The 15,474-nt window shown below is 72.8% G+C and carries 12 protein-coding genes; 6 read left to right on the plus strand and 6 right to left on the minus strand.

From position 1 onward, the window contains the following. The first annotated feature begins 84 nt into the window (after nucleotides 1-84). The 5 genes from ACIDOF_RS33010 (at nucleotide 85) to ACIDOF_RS33030 (ending at nucleotide 7,315) form a co-directional block, all read left to right on the plus strand. The gene (locus tag ACIDOF_RS33010; protein ID WP_409009879.1) at nucleotides 85-1,350 is read left to right on the plus strand and encodes an MFS transporter; all 1,266 of its coding nucleotides are present in this window, start codon (nucleotides 85-87) and stop codon (nucleotides 1,348-1,350) included. A 58-nt stretch (nucleotides 1,351-1,408) separates the two neighbouring features. Beyond that, nucleotides 1,409-3,184, plus strand: coding sequence for a glycoside hydrolase family 3 protein (locus tag ACIDOF_RS33015; protein WP_409009880.1), 1,776 nt, complete (start codon nucleotides 1,409-1,411; stop codon nucleotides 3,182-3,184). A 95-nt stretch (nucleotides 3,185-3,279) separates the two neighbouring features. After that, the gene (locus ACIDOF_RS33020) at nucleotides 3,280-3,417 is read left to right on the plus strand and encodes a hypothetical protein (protein WP_409009881.1); all 138 of its coding nucleotides are present in this window, start codon (nucleotides 3,280-3,282) and stop codon (nucleotides 3,415-3,417) included. Between the two features lie 13 nt (nucleotides 3,418-3,430). Beyond that, nucleotides 3,431-4,906 carry a carboxylesterase/lipase family protein gene (locus ACIDOF_RS33025; protein WP_409009882.1) on the plus strand — a complete coding sequence of 492 codons (1,476 nt, stop codon included), beginning with the start codon at nucleotides 3,431-3,433 and terminating at the stop codon, nucleotides 4,904-4,906. A gap of 132 nt (nucleotides 4,907-5,038) precedes the next feature. Beyond that, nucleotides 5,039-7,315 carry a glycoside hydrolase family 3 C-terminal domain-containing protein gene (locus ACIDOF_RS33030; protein WP_409009883.1) on the plus strand — a complete coding sequence of 759 codons (2,277 nt, stop codon included), beginning with the start codon at nucleotides 5,039-5,041 and terminating at the stop codon, nucleotides 7,313-7,315. A gap of 329 nt (nucleotides 7,316-7,644) precedes the next feature. Here ACIDOF_RS33030 and ACIDOF_RS33035 read toward each other — a convergent pair whose 3' ends face one another. Next, a complete protein-coding gene (locus tag ACIDOF_RS33035) occupies nucleotides 7,645-8,268 on the minus strand; it encodes a TetR/AcrR family transcriptional regulator (protein ID WP_409009884.1) in 624 nt (207 codons plus the stop codon). A gap of 110 nt (nucleotides 8,269-8,378) precedes the next feature. On the opposite strand from ACIDOF_RS33035, the gene ACIDOF_RS33040 reads away from it, so the two are divergent. Then, a complete protein-coding gene (locus tag ACIDOF_RS33040) occupies nucleotides 8,379-9,182 on the plus strand; it encodes an alpha/beta fold hydrolase (protein ID WP_409009885.1) in 804 nt (267 codons plus the stop codon). A 38-nt stretch (nucleotides 9,183-9,220) separates the two neighbouring features. Here ACIDOF_RS33040 and ACIDOF_RS33045 read toward each other — a convergent pair whose 3' ends face one another. Genes ACIDOF_RS33045 through ACIDOF_RS33065 form a run of 5 tightly spaced genes read right to left on the minus strand, consistent with a single transcriptional unit; the run spans nucleotide 9,221 to nucleotide 15,306 of the window. Beyond that, the gene (locus ACIDOF_RS33045; RefSeq protein WP_409009886.1) at nucleotides 9,221-10,270 is read right to left on the minus strand and encodes a 2-hydroxyacid dehydrogenase; all 1,050 of its coding nucleotides are present in this window, start codon (nucleotides 10,268-10,270) and stop codon (nucleotides 9,221-9,223) included. 47 nt (nucleotides 10,271-10,317) lie between these two features. After that, a complete protein-coding gene (locus tag ACIDOF_RS33050; protein ID WP_409009887.1) occupies nucleotides 10,318-10,944 on the minus strand; it encodes a histidine phosphatase family protein in 627 nt (208 codons plus the stop codon). Continuing rightward, a complete protein-coding gene (locus tag ACIDOF_RS33055; protein WP_409009888.1) occupies nucleotides 10,941-12,449 on the minus strand; it encodes an FGGY-family carbohydrate kinase in 1,509 nt (502 codons plus the stop codon). The genes ACIDOF_RS33050 and ACIDOF_RS33055 overlap by 4 nt, the downstream gene beginning before the upstream one ends. Then, nucleotides 12,446-13,963, minus strand: a complete 1,518-nt coding sequence (locus tag ACIDOF_RS33060; RefSeq protein ID WP_409009889.1) for an FGGY family carbohydrate kinase — start codon at nucleotides 13,961-13,963, stop codon at nucleotides 12,446-12,448. Before ACIDOF_RS33060 ends, ACIDOF_RS33055 begins: the two co-directional genes overlap by 4 nt. Nucleotides 13,964-13,977: 14 nt before the next feature. After that, on the minus strand, nucleotides 13,978-15,306 hold the full coding sequence (locus tag ACIDOF_RS33065) for an MFS transporter (protein ID WP_409009890.1): 1,329 nt from the start codon (nucleotides 15,304-15,306) through the stop codon (nucleotides 13,978-13,980). Nucleotides 15,307-15,474: the final 168 nt, after the last annotated feature.

Below are 15,474 nucleotides of genomic sequence, written 5' to 3' on the forward strand. Positions count from 1 at the left end.
CCGCCGCCGACGGCACCTCTCCCCCGCTCGTCCGTTCGTTCCGCCTGCCCGCCGGCGAGAGCCGCCGCCTCGAGGAGTTTGGCCATGAGCGCGTCCAGATCCGAGACCGAGCACATATCCGCCGTCCCCGAAAAGGAACCGCGACCACGCGCCGCAGTCACGACGGGCCGCCTCCTGTCGCTGCTTGCCGTCGGCCATACGGCGATGTACATGGTCTACATGGGCGTGGGCCAGGTGCTGTTGCCCGTACAGGTGGAAGCGCTCGACCCGGCGGACAAGGTCGCCAACCTGGGGCTGGTCTCCGGTACGGCCGCCGTCTTCGCGACGCTGTTCAACCCGCTCGCCGGGCTGCTCTCCGACCGGTCCCGGCGCCGCAACCCCTGGATTCTGGGCGGCGGGATCGCCGCCCTGGGCGCGCTTGCCCTGTTGGGGGCCGTGCGCAGCATCCTGCTGGTGACGATCGGCTGGTGTCTGGTGCAGGCGATGATGAACGTCTACCAGGCCGCGATCACGGCCGTCGTACCCGACCGGGTGCCCCAGGAGCGTCGCGGTCTCGCCTCCGCCATGGTCGGCGTGGGGGTGCCGGTCGGCACGATCGCCGGAGTCACGGTCGCGTCGTCGTTCGTGCCGAAGGAGGTGCGTACGGGCTATCTCGTGCTGGGCGCGGTCATCGCGCTCGTGGCCCTGCTGTTCACGTCGCTCGTACGGGAGCGGAGGCTGCCGGCCGTCGGGGCGGTGTCGTTCGGGCGGCAGCTCGCGGCGTTCGGTTCCGCGCTGAAGGCGGCCGACTTCCGCTGGGCGTTCATCGGCAGGTTCCTGATGATGCTCGGCTACTTCGCGGTCGTCCTCTACCAGCTGTACATCCTGCAGGACCACATCGAGCTGCCCGCCGGCCTCTCCCCGGCCGACGCCGTCGCGATCATCTCCCCCGTCAACTCCGTGTGCATGCTGGTCTCGACGGTGGTCGGCGGAGTTCTGTCCGACCGCATCGGCCGCCGTAAGCCGTTCATCGCGGTTTCCTGTGCGTTCACTGCGGTCGGCATGCTGATTCCGGTCGTCAGCCCCAGCTGGGCGAGCATGCTGGTCTTCAGCGTGCTTGCCGGGCTGTCCTTCGGCTGCTTCATGGCCGTGGACACCGCCCTGGTCACCCTCGTTCTGCCCAGCGCGGACGATGCGGCGCGCGACATGGGCGTCCTCAACATCGCCAACGCAGGGCCGCAGATCATCGCGCCGTTCATGGCCTCCCTGGTCGTCGGCTCGCTCGGCGGCTACGGCGCGCTGTTCGTCGTCGGCGCCGTGATCACCGTCCTGGGCGCACTCTCCGTCGCCTTGATCCGCGGCGTCCGCTGAACCTCCCGCCCCCTCGCCCCCTGCTCACCAACTCACCTTGCTCCACGAGGAGTTGTGCATGCCTCCCGCACCCCGTAACGAAGGCCACCCGTACCAGGACGCCTCTCGCGCAGTGGAGGACCGCGTCGCGGACCTGCTCGCCCGGATGACCCTGGAGGAGAAGGCCGGGCTGCTGTTCCACACCATGCTGGCGCTGCACCCGGACGGCAGTCCCGTCGAGGCCGGTGACGCGGCGTTCGCGCCCACCGACACCAGCGGCGCGATCGGTACGAAGCTGCTCAGCCACTTCAACCTGCTCGGCTCGGCCCGGCCCCGGCAGCTGGCTCAATGGCACAACGCGCTCCAGGAGTCGGCGGCCGGGACCCGGCTCGGCATCCCCGTCACCGTGTCCACCGATCCCCGGCACTCGTTCACCACCAACATCGGGGCGTCGTTCAGTGCCGGGGCGTTCTCTGCGTGGCCCGAGCCGACCGGTCTTGCCGCGACCCGCGACCCCGAACTCGTGCACCGCTTCGCCGACATCGTCCGCCGCGAGTACCTGGCCGTGGGGCTGCGCGTCGCCCTGCACCCGCAGGTCGACCTGGCGACCGAGCCCCGCTGGTCCCGCCAGGCCGGCACGTTCGGCGCCGACGCCGCGCTCACCGGCGAGCTCGTCCAGGCGTACGTGAAGGGCCTGCAGGGCGACGGGCTCGGGCCGGACGGCGTGGCCGCCATGGTCAAGCACTTCCCCGGCGGCGGCCCGCAGAAGGACGGCGAGGACCCGCACTTCCCGCACGGCAAGGACCAGATCTACCCGGGCGGCCTGCGCGAGCTGCACCTGGAGCCGTTCAGGGCCGCCGTCGCCGCCGGGGCCAGGCAGATGATGCCGTACTACGGCCGGCCGGTCGGCACCGGCTGGGAAGAGGTCGGCTTCGGTTTCAACAAGGGCGTGATCACCGGGCTGTTGCGGGACGAGCTCGGCTTCGACGGCATCGTCTGCACCGACTGGGGTCTGCTCACCGACCAGCCCGTTCTCGGAGAGCTGCACCGGGCCCGCGCCTGGGGCGTCGAGCACCTCTCCGTCGCCGAACGCGCGGCGAAGGCCCTCGACGCGGGCGTGGACCAGTTCGGCGGGGAGGCCTGCCCCGAGGTCGTGGTCGAGCTGGTCCGCTCCGGCCGGATCTCCGAGGACCGCATCGACACGTCCGTACGCCGTCTGCTGCGCGAGAAGTTCGTCCTCGGCCTCTTCGACCGCCCGTACGTGGACCCCGGTCTCGCCGAGGAGATCGTCGGCAGCAGCGAGTTCCGCGCCGTCGGCGACGCTGCGCAGCGCCGCTCGCTCACCGTCCTCGTCAACCGCGACCAGACCCTTCCCGTGGGCGCGGAACGCCCGAAGCTGTACGTCGAGGGGGTGGGTGCCGTCGCCGCCGGCGGGTACGGAGAAGTCGTCGGCGACCCGGCCGACGCCGATCTCGCCGTGCTGCGCCTGCACACCCCGTACGAGGAGCGGGGGAACCGCTTCGAGGCGCTCTTCCACTCCGGCCGGCTCGACTTCACCCCCGAAGAGCTCGACCCGATCCTGAAGTTGCTCGACACGGTGCCGACGGTGGTGTTCCTGAACCTCGAACGCGCCGCTGTCGTCCCGGAGGTCGCCGAGCGGGCCGCCGCGCTCGTCGCCGACTACGGAGCGAGCGACGAAGCCCTGCTCGACGTGGCCTTCGGCCGCGCCCGGCCGGAGGGTCGGCTGCCGTTCGAACTGCCGCGCTCCATGACCGCGGTCGAGGCCTCACGCCCGGACGTTCCGCACGACACCGCGGACCCGCTCTTCCCCTACGGGGCCGGCCTGCACCTCTGAACGACCGGCCCACCCCCATTCCCCGGGGGCGGAGCACCCAACCCTGCCCCGCTGTCTCCGCCCCCGGTCCCACCCGCAAGCGAAGGAACCCGCACATGCCGTCCCTCCTGCGCACCCGCCTCACGGCCACCGGTGCCACCGGTGCCGTCCTGACGCCGTTCGGAGCGGCCGCCGTGGTCGAGACCGCGACGACAGCCCACGGCACCGTCACCCACGACAACCCGCACGCCTGACCCCGGAGCCCCCATGCCCGACCCGTCCGCCCACGTCACCGTCCACACGCCCTACGGCCCCGTACGCGGCGAGCGCCGGCCCACCGGCGTCCGCTTCCTCGGTGTCCCGTACGCTCAACCGCCGGTCGGCGAGCTCCGGTTCGCGGCGCCCGTGCCGCCCGCGCCCTGGGCCGACGTCCTCGATGCCACCGCGTACGGGCCGACCGCGCAGCGCAGGCCGTTCGCCGAGGTCACCACCATCCCGGAGCCGACGATCCCGGGCAGCTGCACGCTCAACCTCAACGTCTTCACCCCCGACCCGGCCCCGGCGGCGCGCCTGCCGGTCCTCGTGTGGATCCACGGCGGCGGCTATGTCGCCGGTTCGGCGGCGAGCCCGTGGTACGACGGCCGCGCGTTCAACCGGGACGGCGTCGTCCTCGTCTCACTCGGCTACCGGCTCGGCATCGAGGGCTTCCTGCACCTGCCGGACGCGCCCGACAACCGGGGCGTACGCGACTGGATCGCCGCCCTCGAATGGGTCCGCGACAGCATCTCCCGCTTCGGCGGCGACCCCGGCCAGGTGACCGTCGCCGGCCAGTCGGCGGGCGGCGGCGCCGTGCAGACGCTGCTCGCCACGCCCGCCGCGCGAGGACTCTTCCGGGCGGCGATCTCCGTGTCCGGCGCCGTGATGGACCCGCAGGACCGCGAAACCGCCCTGGCCGTCAGCCGGTTGTTCACCGACCGCACCGGCGTCCCGGCGACGGCGGCCGCGCTCCGGGGCCTGTCCGACGCCGAGCTGCTCGCCCACCAGGACACGCTCGGCGCGCCCGGAGCGGACCGGGGAGCGCTGCCGCTGCTCGCCCTCGCACCTTTCGCCGACGGCGAGTTGGTCCCGCGGCCGGTCCCCGAGGCGCTGGCCAACGGTGACGCGGGAGCGGACGTACCGCTGATGGCCGGTTTCACGGCCCACGAATTCAACGCCCTGCCCACGCCCGGCGCCACCGAGGCCGACCTGCACGGCATGCTGGCCGCCCGCGGCCTGGACGCGCAGCGCACCCGCCTCTTCCTCGACACGCACGCGGACCGCGCGGGCGATCCGGCCGCACTGATGGGCCAGGCCGTCACCGACACCACGTTCCGCGCGCCCGCCCTCGCCCTCGCCGAAGCACGCGCCCGACGCGGACGCCCCACCTGGCTCTACCAGTTCGACCGCGGCAGCACCGCCCCGGAGTTCAGGGGCTCGGCGTTCCACTGCACGGATCTGCCGTTCGCGTTCGACCTCCTCGACGCCGAAGGCGTCACCGCGGCCGTCGGCGAGGACCCGCCCCAGCACCTGGCCGACGCCCTGCACGCCGCGTGGGTCGCCTTCGTACGCGACCAGGATCCCGGGCCGTCCTGGCCCCGCTACAGCCGCGCGGGCCGCGAAACGATGCTGTGGGGCGACACGGCCCGCGTCGAGAGGGACCCGCTGCGCCGGGTACGGGACATCTGGGCCCCCGCCCGCACCTGACAGCCATCCGTCCCCAAGACTCCCGACACCCCAACGTCCCCAACGCCCCCAACGCCCCCAACGCCCCCAACGCCCCCAACGCCCCCAACGCCCCAGCATCCCAACGCCCCTCTGCACTATCGGAGTTGATGCATGACCACCGATGTCCGGCGTCTCGACATCCCCGCCCTGCTCGCCGCGCTCACCCGCGAGGAGAAGCTCTCCCTCCTCGACGGCTCCGACTTCTGGCACACCCAGCCCGTGGAACGGCTCGGCATCCCCGCCGTGATGGTGTCCGACGGGCCGCACGGCCTGCGCAAACAGCCCGACGACGGCGACCACCTGGGCCTGTTCGGCAGCGTCCCCGCGACCTGCTTCCCGCCCGCGGCGGGCCTGGCGTCCAGTTGGGACACCGAACTCCTCGGCCGGGTCGGTGAGGCGCTCGGCCGGGAGTGCCGTGCCGAACGGGTCTCCGTACTGCTCGGGCCCGGCGTCAACATGAAGCGCTCGCCGCTGTGCGGCCGGAACTTCGAGTACTTCTCCGAGGACCCGTACCTCGCGGGCGAGCTCGGCGCGGCCTGGGTGAACGGGCTGCAGAGCCAGGGCGTCGGCGCCTCCCTGAAGCACTTCGCCGCCAACAACCAGGAGACCGACCGTATGACGGTCTCCGCCGAGATCGACGAGCGCACCCTGCGCGAGATCTACCTGCCGGCCTTCGAGGCGGTCGTCACCCAGGCGCAGCCGTGGACCGTGATGTCCTCGTACAACAAGGTCAACGGCACGTACGCCGCCGAGAGCCGCAAGCTCCTCACCGAGATCCTGCGCGACGAGTGGGGCTTCGAGGGCCTCGTCGTGTCCGACTGGGGCGGTGTCGACGACCGTGCGGCGACCGTCACGGCGGGCCTCGACCTGGAGATGCCCGCGTCGGGCGGTGCGGGCGCCGACGCGATCCGGGCCGGGCTCGGCTCCGGTCGACTCACCGACGCCGAGCTCGACTCGGCCGTCACGCGGCTCCTCACCCTCGTCGACCGCTCGCTGCCCGCGCTCGCCGAACCACCCGCGGGCTTCGACGCCGACGCCCACCACGCCCTCGCCCGCGAGGCCGCCGCGGCGAGCGCCGTCCTGCTCAAGAACGAGGGCGCGCTGCTCCCCCTGGACCCCGGTTCCGGCGGCACCGTCGCGGTCATCGGCGAGTTCGCCCGCACACCCCGCTACCAGGGATCCGGCTCGTCGCAGGTGAACCCCACCCGCCTCGACAGCGCCCTGGACGCGCTGCGTACCGCGCTCGACGGCCGCCGGGAGGTGTCCTTCGCGCCGGGCTACGTCATCGAGTCCGAGCAGGCCGCCCCCGCACTCGTCGCGGAGGCCGAACGGGCCGCGGCCGACGCCGAGGTCGTCGTGCTGTTCCTCGGCCTGCCCCCGTCGTACGAGTCGGAGGGCTTCGACCGCGCCCACATGGATCTGCCCGCGCACCAGGTCGAACTGCTCCACACCGTCGCGGACGCCAACCCCCGGGTGGTCGTGGTGCTGTCCAACGGGTCCGCCGTCACGCTCGCGCCCTGGCAGGACCGGGCGCCGGCACTCCTCGAAGGCTGGCTGCTCGGCCAGGCGGGCGGTGCGGCGGTGGCGGACCTGCTGCTGGGCGCGGTGTCCCCGTCGGGCAAGCTCGCCGAGACCCTCCCGATCCGGTACGAGAACAACCCGACGGTGGGCGCGTTCCCCGGCGAATTCGGCCGCGTCCGCTACACGGAGGGGCTGCACATCGGGTACCGCTGGTACGACGCGCACCGCCTGCCGGTGGCCTACCCGTTCGGGCACGGCCTGTCGTACACGACGTTCGCGTACCGCGACCTGACCGCCACCGTGCGGGCCGACGGCGCGGACCCGCAGGTCGAGGTCGCCCTGACCGTCACCAACACCGGCGACCGGGCGGGCACGGAAACCGTTCAGCTGTACGTCACCGACCCCGAGGCGTCCGTGCACCGCCCGGAGCAGGAACTGCGCGCGTTCGCACGCGTCACGCTCGAACCCGGGCAGAGCGCACCGGTGACACTGACGCTGGGCCGCCGGGCCTTCGCGTACTGGCACGAGCAGGCAGGCCGATGGACGGTCGAGGGCGGCGAGTTCGGCCTGCGCGTCGGCGCGTCCTCACGTGACATCCGCCTGGAGCAGACGGTCGAGCTGACGGGCGACGCACCCGCTGCCCCGCTCCACGCCCACTCGACGGCAGAACAGTGGCTGGCCCACCCCGAGGCAGGCCCCTGGCTGCGCACGGCGCTCGGGACCGAGGGGTTCGCGGCACTCCTCGACGACCCCCGCAACGGCCCGATGATGCGCGCCATCCCGCTGTCCCGACTCGCACGTTTCCCGGGCTTCCCGCTCACCCACGAACAGGTGACGGAGGCCGTGGAGACGTACGCGACCCCTTGACCCTCCTCACGCTGCGTGGCGCCCCCCGTTCGCACCGGCGGGTGGGGGCGGCCCGACCACTGGGCAGCCGCCTCACATGGGGCATCCGGAGAGGGACGTCGGGGATGGCTCGGCCAGCGGTTCGGGCGACCGGCTTGTCGCTGCACACGTAGCGAGCGGCTGCTCGACGCGTGGGAGCTGTTCGCCGCCGAGCGCGGCCTCGGGGCAGGTGGACGCCGGGGTGAACCTGGGCCGCCCTGACGTGTACCGGCGCGACATCGGCCGCGTCTGTCCGGGCGCCTACGGGATCGACCATTGGCGCTCACCGGGCTGCGGTGCGGCGGGGCTCATCACACGGCGGGGGTACTGCCGCTCGTGCGCTGCCATCCCGCGATCAGTGCGCTCAGCGCGTCGGTCCAGATCGGCGCGCTGTCCGGCTGGGATCCGGAGGTCGCGAGTCGGAGGTCCATCGCGGCGAGTCCTTCGCACAGGCTGCTGAACTGCCAGGCGGCTTCCTGAACCGTTCGCCCCCCGATGCCCCCGGCGCCGTGCAGCCGGCGGATCAGACCGAGGAGCACCTCAAGTGCCTCTTTCCTGGCCGGTTCGAAGCGCAGGCGGACCTCTGGTGAAGCCGTGGCCCGCTGTTGGAAAGTGACCTGGAACAGGGCGGGATGTGCCAGGGCCCAGTTCCGGAATCCCGACACTGCGGCCGCGATCAGGTCTGCGGCGGGGTCGTCCGTCGTGGGCAGCGCCGCGACCTCCGCCGCGAGCAGCGCGAACCCCCGTACTCCCAGACCGGTGATCAGGGCGTCCTTGGAACCGAGGCTGGTGTAGACGGCGCGCGTCGTGGTCCCCACCTCTTCGGCGACCCGTCGTACGGTCAGCGCCTCCAGGCCCTCGGCCTCCAGGATCCGCTCCGCCGCGTCCAGCAGGGCCTCGGCTGTCTCCTCGCCGTGCACACGTTTGCGTCCCACATTGCGAGCATAACGGAACGGCGTTACGTTACAGAGATACGAAACACTCGCGCGCAACATCGAGGCGGGCCACGCCCCATCGCGACGAGTCGCCTCCGAGGAGGTGCGTCATGACAACCGTGACCGATCCGGCGACCGGCCTCTCCTACGACATCGAGGGTGCGGGCACGCCCGTCGTCCTGCTGCACGGGATGACCTTCGACCGGCGCACATGGCGGCCGATCATCGACATGTGGGACGGCGCCGTCACGAGCATCGCCATCGACCTGCCGGGACACGGCGGCAGCGGCGGTGAACCGACCCGGCTGCAGGACGTGGCCGAGCAGATCCACCGACTCCTCGAGTCACTGGCCGTCGAACGCCCGGTCGTCGTCGGGCACTCCATGGGCGCCTCGGTGGCAGCGCTCTACGCCTCCGCGTACCCGACGCGCGGCATCGCCCTGGTGGACCAGGCGACGGAGGTGCTCCCCTTCGCCCGGATGCTCCACCAGATCGCGCCGATGCTGCGCGGCCCCGCCTTCCACCAGGTCTGGCCGAACATCGAGAACAGCCTCGGGCTCGACCGCACCCCCGACCCGACCCGCGCACTCGTCCTCGGCACGCACCGGGTCGAGCAGGACGTCGTACTCGGATACTGGGATCAGATCCTGACCACTGACCCGGTCGAGCTGCAGGCGTGGATCGACGCTCAGGCGGCCTTGATACAGGTCCCCTGCCTGGCGGTGTTCGGTCGGCCCGCCACCGTCGGGGAGCGCGAGCGGTTCGACGGCATGCCGGACGTGCAGATCGAGGAGTGGGTGGGTGACGGGCACTTCGTCCACCTCGTCGAACCCGGACGGTTCGCGACCAGGCTTCTCAACTTCCTCGCGTACTGCGGCAGTTGCGCGGTCGCCTCCGGCCAGGTGGCCACCTGACGACCGCCCTCCGTCGAGTCGCCGCACGTCCGGCTCCGTCAGGGCTTCGGCTCGCCGAGCACCCCGGGGTTGGCGCAGTGGGCGGGACGCTCGCCGCGCAGGTAGCGGCCGACCTCCGCGGCCGCGAGGCGGGCCGCTTTGTGCGCGACCTGTTGGCTGCCCCCGGCGATGTGCGGGGTGAGCACGACGCCGGGTGCGGTGAGCAGCCGGGAACCGGCGGGCAGCGGCTCCTCGGGGAAGACGTCGAAGCCCGCGCCGGCCAACTGGCCGGATTCCAGGGCGTCGCAGGCGGCGTCGTAGTCCAGAAGGGCGCCGCGTGCGCAGTTGACCAGGACCGAGCCGCGGGGCATGGCCGCGATCTGGTCCCGGCCGATCATTCCCTTGGTCTCCTCGGTGACCCGGGCGTGCAGGGAGACGATGCGGGAGCGGCTCAACAACTCGTCGAGGGTGACCTGTCGGGCGATTCCGGTGAGCGCGTCGGGTGCTACGTACGGGTCGTGGACCAGGACGTGGGCGCCCATCGCGGCCAGCGTCCTGGCGACGCGGCTGCCGATGGCGCCGTAGCCGACGAGGCCGACGGTGGTGCCCTCGATCTCGATGCCGCAGTTGTCGTAGTCGTAGTAGTCGCCGCGCCACACTCCCTTGCGCAGGTCGGTGTGGGTGTCGCCGACGCCCCGCGCGGCGGCCAGCAGCAGGGTGAGGGTGTGTTCGGCGGTGGCGGTGGCGTTGCGGCCCGGGGCGTAGCAGACGGTGACGCCGTGGGCCGTGGCGGCTTCGAGGTTGACGTTGACCGGGCCGCCGCGGCTGGTGCAGAACAGCTTCAGGTCGGGGCTGTGGGCCAGGATGCGTTCGGTGAGCGGACCGTGCTCGGTGACGCAGACCTCGACTCCGCGGAGCGCGTCGATCATCTCGTCCTCGCTGCCGGACGCCTCGACGACCTCGCCGACCGGGCCGAACGGCGTGTGCGGCCAAGGGAATCGGAGTTCACGGACGGTCAGTGGGGCGTCGCCTGCGGCCTCGCGTACGGCGTCGGCGAACAGCTTCGGGTGGATGAAGTGGTTGCCCGCTGCGAGGACGGTGGTGGTCATGGGGAGGTGCCTCCGGTGGTGCCGGGATAGGTGCTGTGGGTGGGCGGTCAGGGGACTGCGGGGGTGAGGGACAGGACGGGCGCGTTCAGGCGCAGCAGCGCGGCTCGCCCGTCGGTCAGGCGCAGGTGGGTCAGGGCGCCGTTGTGGAGTTGGGGGAAGACCTGCCGGTAGCGGGAGAGGGGAATGCCCAGTTCCCGGCAGAGCAGGACACGTACGAGGGTGGAATGGGCGACCGTCAGGACGCGGCCCTCGGGATGGGCTCGGGCGATGTCCGCCAGGCAGTCGGCGGCGCGCCGGGCCGCCAGCCGTGGGTCCTCTCCCCCGGGCAGGTGGTGGCCGACCGGATCGGTCAGGAACGCGTCGAGCTCCTCCGGGAAACGCCGGCGCATCTCGTCGCGGGTGAGTCCGTCGCCCTGGCCGAAGTCGACCTCGTAGAGCCGCTCGTCGACCTGGAGCGGCAGGCCGCAGGCGTGCGCGGCGGGGGCCGCGGTGAGTCGGGCACGGGAGAGCGGCGAACTCCACACGGCGGTGAGGTCCGCGGTGACGGCCCAGTCGGCGAGCGCGTGGGCCTGGTCGTGTCCGCGGGCTGTGAGCGGGATGTCGGTGCGTCCCGCGTAGCGGTTCTCGGCGTGCCACACGGTCTCGCCGTGGCGTACCAGGAAGATGTCGGTCACTGCAGGGCCTTTCTGCGGGCGTGGTCGGCCACTTCGGCGTCGAGCCTGCCCTGGCGGTCGAGTGCGTCGACGAGGGCCAGGTAGGCGGGGAGGAAGCGGGCGGTGCGCTCGGGCTCGGGGGTCAGACGCCTGCGGATGCGCACCCGGTCCGCGGCGGCCTTCTCCAGCGGGGTGCCGTCGTGGGTGGCGGCGAGGACGGCCATGCCGACGGCGGCCTCGGCCTGCTCCGGCAGGGCGACCTCGCGGCCCAGGACGTCCGCCCGCAGCTGGTTCCAGTACGCGTTGCGGGCGCCGCCGCCGGTCAGGGTGAGAGGGCCGCCGACCGGGGCGCCCAGGTGGTCGAGGTAGTCGAAGCAGAGCCGCTCCAGGCAGGCGACGCCGAGGAGTTGGGCGTGGAAGAGCTCGGCCTGCCCGTGCGGTTCGCCCAGCAGGAACGGGCGGGCGTCCGGGGAGCGGAACGGGAAGCGCTCGCCGCCGGTGCCGACGAGCGGGTAGGCGACCGGGGCGTGTCCCGCCCGCCCCGCGCGCGCCGTGCGTGCGGCCGCCTCGGTCAGGGCGGGGAGGTCCGCACCGGGGAACTCCCGGCTGATCACGCCGGCCCCGCTGCTGGAGGCCCCGCCGGGCAGCCACAGCCCGCCGGGCCCCCGGTGGCAGTAGACGACGCCCGCCGGGTCGCGTACGAGATGAGGGCTTGCCCCCTTGAGGACGAGGGTGGTGCCGAGGACCGAGTTCCAGGCGCCCGGGGTGAGTGCGCCGGCCCCGATCTGCGCGGCGCAGCCGTCCGTCGTGCCTGCGACGATCACCGTGCCTTCGGGGATGCCGGTCGTACCGGCCGCCTCGGCGCACACCGTGCCGAGGACGGTGCCCGGCCGTGCCACCTCGGGCAGCAGGGCGGCCGGGACGTCGAGCGCGGCGAACTCGGCGTACGGCCAGCGCTCGTGCAGCAGGTCGTAGCCGGTCTTCAGGGCGTGGCCTGCGTCGGTCGGCCGCTGTTGTCCGGCCAGTCGCCAGGTGATCAGGTCGGCCTGGTGCAGCAGCCGGGTGCCGGGGGTGGCGGCCGCGGCTGTGTGCCGCAGCAGCCACAGCAGTTTCGGCAGGGCCCAGGACGGCTGCATGCTGCGGTAGCCGAGGCGTTCGAAGAGGGCGGCCCCTGCCGCGTTGGCCCGGGCGGCTTCGGCGGCGGCGCGCCCGTCGTCGTACATGAGGCCGGGCGTGAGGGGCGTGCCGGCGGCGTCGGCGAGGAGCACGGTGCCGGAGGTGGTGTCGAGGGCGAGCGCGGTCACCCGCCGCGGGTCGACGGCACGGAGGGCTTCCCGGGAGGCCTCGGCGAGGGCCTGCCACCACTGCTCGGGGTCCTGCTCGTGGCGGTGTCCCTCGCGTCGGCTGTGCAGGGGCCGGGACGCGGCGGAGACGACGGTGCCGTGGGCGTCGACGGCGACGGCACGGGCGCTCTGCGTGCCCAGGTCGAGGCCGAGGGTCACGCCGTCGGAGGGGGTGCTGCTCATCGGGCGGCCTCCTCGCCGGGGGCGGGTGCGGGGTGCGGCTGCCAGCCCGAACTGCGGGCCATTTCACGCCAGTTCACGAAGGAGTCGTAGCGGTCGGCGTACAGCGCGGATCGTTCCGGGTCGGGCTCCCAGTGCCCGCTCATGTGCACGTACGTGTCGGCGGCCCGGTGCATGCTCGACTCGGCGCCGGTGAGGACCAGACCGGTCAGGAAGGCGCCCTTGGCGCCGAGTTCGGTGTCGGTGGAACGGGCGGTGGGCACGCCGGTGACGTCGGCGATCAGCCGGCACCAGTCGTCGCTGTTGGCGCCGCCGCCGCAGAGCCTGAGCTCTCCCACTTCGGTACGGGAGGCGGTGAGCGAGTCGCGCACGGCGAGCGAGAGGCCTTCGAGGACGGAGCGGGCGACATGGGCCCGGCTGTGTTCCAGGGAGAGGCCCCAGAAGGTGCCGCGGGCCCGCGGGTCGAGGAAGGGGGCGCGCTCTCCGGCGGGTGAGAGGTAGGGCAGGAAGCCCAGGTCCGCGGCGCCGGGCGGGGCTTGCATGGCGAGGTCCACCAGTTCCTTGGGGCCGGGCAGGCCGAGGGTGTCGGCGGTCCAGTTGAGCACCTCCGTACCGGACAGGGTGGGGAAGGCGCGCAGGACGCGTTCGCGGCCCCGGTAGGCGATGTTGACGCCGCTGGGCTCGCCGCTGGTGTCGACGGCAGTGCGGACCGCCTCGACGCAGAGGGTGGTGCCGAGGACGGCGCAGGCCTGGCCCGGGTTGACGACGCCGATGCCGCGGGCGGTGGCGGCGATGTCGTAGGGCGCCATGACGACCGGGAGGCCGGCCGGGACGCCGAGTTGTTCGGACGCCTCGGCGGTGATCTCGGCGATGCGCCGGTCGTCGCCGACGACGCGGGGCAGAAGCCGTTGCGCCTTGGCGAGTCCGAACAGGTCGATGATGCGCTGGTCGTAGTCGCCGGTGGCGTGGTCGAGGAACGGGGCGGAGGCGTCCGACTCGTCGATGACTCTGCGGCCGGTGAATCGGAGGAAGAGCCAGCCCGCGGCGGTGAGGGCGGCGTCGGAGCGGGCCAGCCGGTCGGGGTCGTGCTGCTCGAACCAGGTCAGCAGGGCGTTGGGCAGTCCGGCGAACGTGAGGGAGCCGTTGCGGCGGAACGCTTCCTCCAGCACGCCGGTGTGCTTCCACGTGTCGACGATGCCGGCGGCGCGGCCGTCGGACCACAGCACGGCCGGGCCGGTGGGCCGTCCTTGCGGGTCGACCAGCCAGCAGCCGTCCCCCTGGGCGGTGAACGTGATCAGCCACAGCGGGGCGGCGCCCGTCTCGCGCAGGCGGGCGACGACCTGGCGCACGGTGCGGGCGACCGCGTCCCAGACGGCGTCCATGTCCTGCTCGGCCCAGCCCGGATGCGGCCGGTGGACCTGCGTGGCGACGCGGGCCACGGCGATCTCGCGGCCGTGGGCGTCGAAGACGACGGACTTGATCATCGAGGTGCCGACGTCGATGGAGAGTACGGACATGGTCGGTGCGTCCTTCAGCTGTCCGAAGTGGCGGGGGCGGTGTCGTGACGGGGTGTGCCGTCTCCCAGGCTGGCGGTTGCCGGGCCGGAAAGTGAACCGACGGCGGGCGTGGCGTTGTGGACGGGCGTACGCAGGGTGAGGGCGAGCACCGCGCTGAGCGCGTAGGCCGCGGCGAAGATCCAGATGACGCCCTGGGCGCCGAGCGGGCCGAGGAACAGGGCGACGATCGCCGGGCCGACGAACGTGGACGCCCCGGCGCCGAGGTTGAGGGCGGCCATGGCCTGGCCCTTGTGCTGCGGCGCGAGGGTGGGCATCAGGGCCGACAGGGGTACGTAGCCGGCGAGGGTGGCGCCGAAGAGGCCGGCCACCAGCAGGCACAGCGCGTACTGCCCGCCCAGGGCGGTCGGCACGTAGTAGAGCAGCAGCGAGGTGACGGTGCAGCCGACTCCGCCGAACCAGGCGACGGTCCGGCGCCAGCCGAAGCGGTCCCCGAGGACGCCGAAGAGCAGGTTGAAGACGATGTTGACGGCGAACATCACGGACAGCAGCCGCAGCCACTGCGACAGGCTCAGGCCGACGGTGTCGGTGAAGAACGCCGGCAGGAACACGAGGAAGCCGAACTGCGGGGCGGTGTTGACGGTGCGCACGATCGCGCCGACGCCGATCCGCGGGTTGCGCCACAGCAGTGTCAGGCTGTCGAGGAGGGTGGCGAGCGGACGCTCACCGGCGGGGGCCAGACGGGAGCGGCCGGTGGGTTCGCGTACGAGCAGCAGCGCTGTCAGACCGCCCGCGGCGACCAGGCCGAGCGACAGCCACAGCGTGGCGTACGCGCCGATGCGCGGGACGAGGAAGCTGGCAAGGAGCGAGCCGAGCGTGGGCAGCCCGCCGGTGAAGGCGAACCAGAACCAGCCGACGGCGGTGCCCAGCCTCCGCTGCGGCGCGGTCGCCGCGATCCACACCAGGAAGCCGTACGCGAACAGCGGATAGCCGATGCCGCGCAAGCCGTAACTGGCAAGCAGCAGCGGGTAGTTCAACGACGGTACCGCGACCGAGAGCATCAGCACCTGGAACACCGCCCAGGCCGCGAGGCCCGCCGCCATCACGCGGCGCGGCCCCCACAGGTCCGAGAGCGGACCGGAGAACCAGGCCGCGACGGCGACGGTGACGCCGTAGACGGTGAAGAGCATCGCGACGCGCTGCGCCGACAGGCCCTGGTCGACGAGGTACGGAGCGAGGAAGCCGGACTCCACACCGTCGCCGACCATGAAGACCAGGACGCCCGCGTAGCCCCACGCCAGAGGGCGCGGAATGCCGAGCCGTTCAGCCCAGTTCTGCCGTTGCACGAGGCCACCTCCATAGCTGTCTTCGCTGGTCAGGACGATGCAACTGCGGTGGCGCGCCGAGGGTCAACGACTGCGCGGGGACCTCTCGCGGCTTGGCCGCCCGGCGTTGTGAAGACGCTCGCCCTTAACATGGACGCCATCCGGGCTGAGCTCGGCCTTCCCCGGCCG

This window comes from Streptomyces sp. Da 82-17 (genome assembly GCF_046098215.1).
In the GTDB taxonomy this organism is placed as follows: Bacteria; Actinomycetota; Actinomycetes; order Streptomycetales; family Streptomycetaceae; genus Streptomyces.

Excerpts from the sequence above, each read along its gene's own strand:
- ACIDOF_RS33010 (WP_409009879.1), top strand. The coding sequence starts at position 85 with ATGAGCGCGTCCAGATCCGAGACCGAGCACATATCCGCCGTCCCCGAA.
- ACIDOF_RS33015 (WP_409009880.1), top strand. The coding sequence starts at position 1,409 with ATGCCTCCCGCACCCCGTAACGAAGGCCACCCGTACCAGGACGCCTCT.
- ACIDOF_RS33020 (WP_409009881.1), top strand. The coding sequence starts at position 3,280 with ATGCCGTCCCTCCTGCGCACCCGCCTCACGGCCACCGGTGCCACCGGT.
- ACIDOF_RS33025 (WP_409009882.1), top strand. The coding sequence starts at position 3,431 with ATGCCCGACCCGTCCGCCCACGTCACCGTCCACACGCCCTACGGCCCC.
- ACIDOF_RS33030 (WP_409009883.1), top strand. The coding sequence starts at position 5,039 with ATGACCACCGATGTCCGGCGTCTCGACATCCCCGCCCTGCTCGCCGCG.
- ACIDOF_RS33040 (WP_409009885.1), top strand. The coding sequence starts at position 8,379 with ATGACAACCGTGACCGATCCGGCGACCGGCCTCTCCTACGACATCGAG.
- ACIDOF_RS33045 (WP_409009886.1), bottom strand. The coding sequence starts at position 10,270 with ATGACCACCACCGTCCTCGCAGCGGGCAACCACTTCATCCACCCGAAG.
- ACIDOF_RS33055 (WP_409009888.1), bottom strand. The coding sequence starts at position 12,449 with ATGAGCAGCACCCCCTCCGACGGCGTGACCCTCGGCCTCGACCTGGGC.
- ACIDOF_RS33060 (WP_409009889.1), bottom strand. The coding sequence starts at position 13,963 with ATGTCCGTACTCTCCATCGACGTCGGCACCTCGATGATCAAGTCCGTC.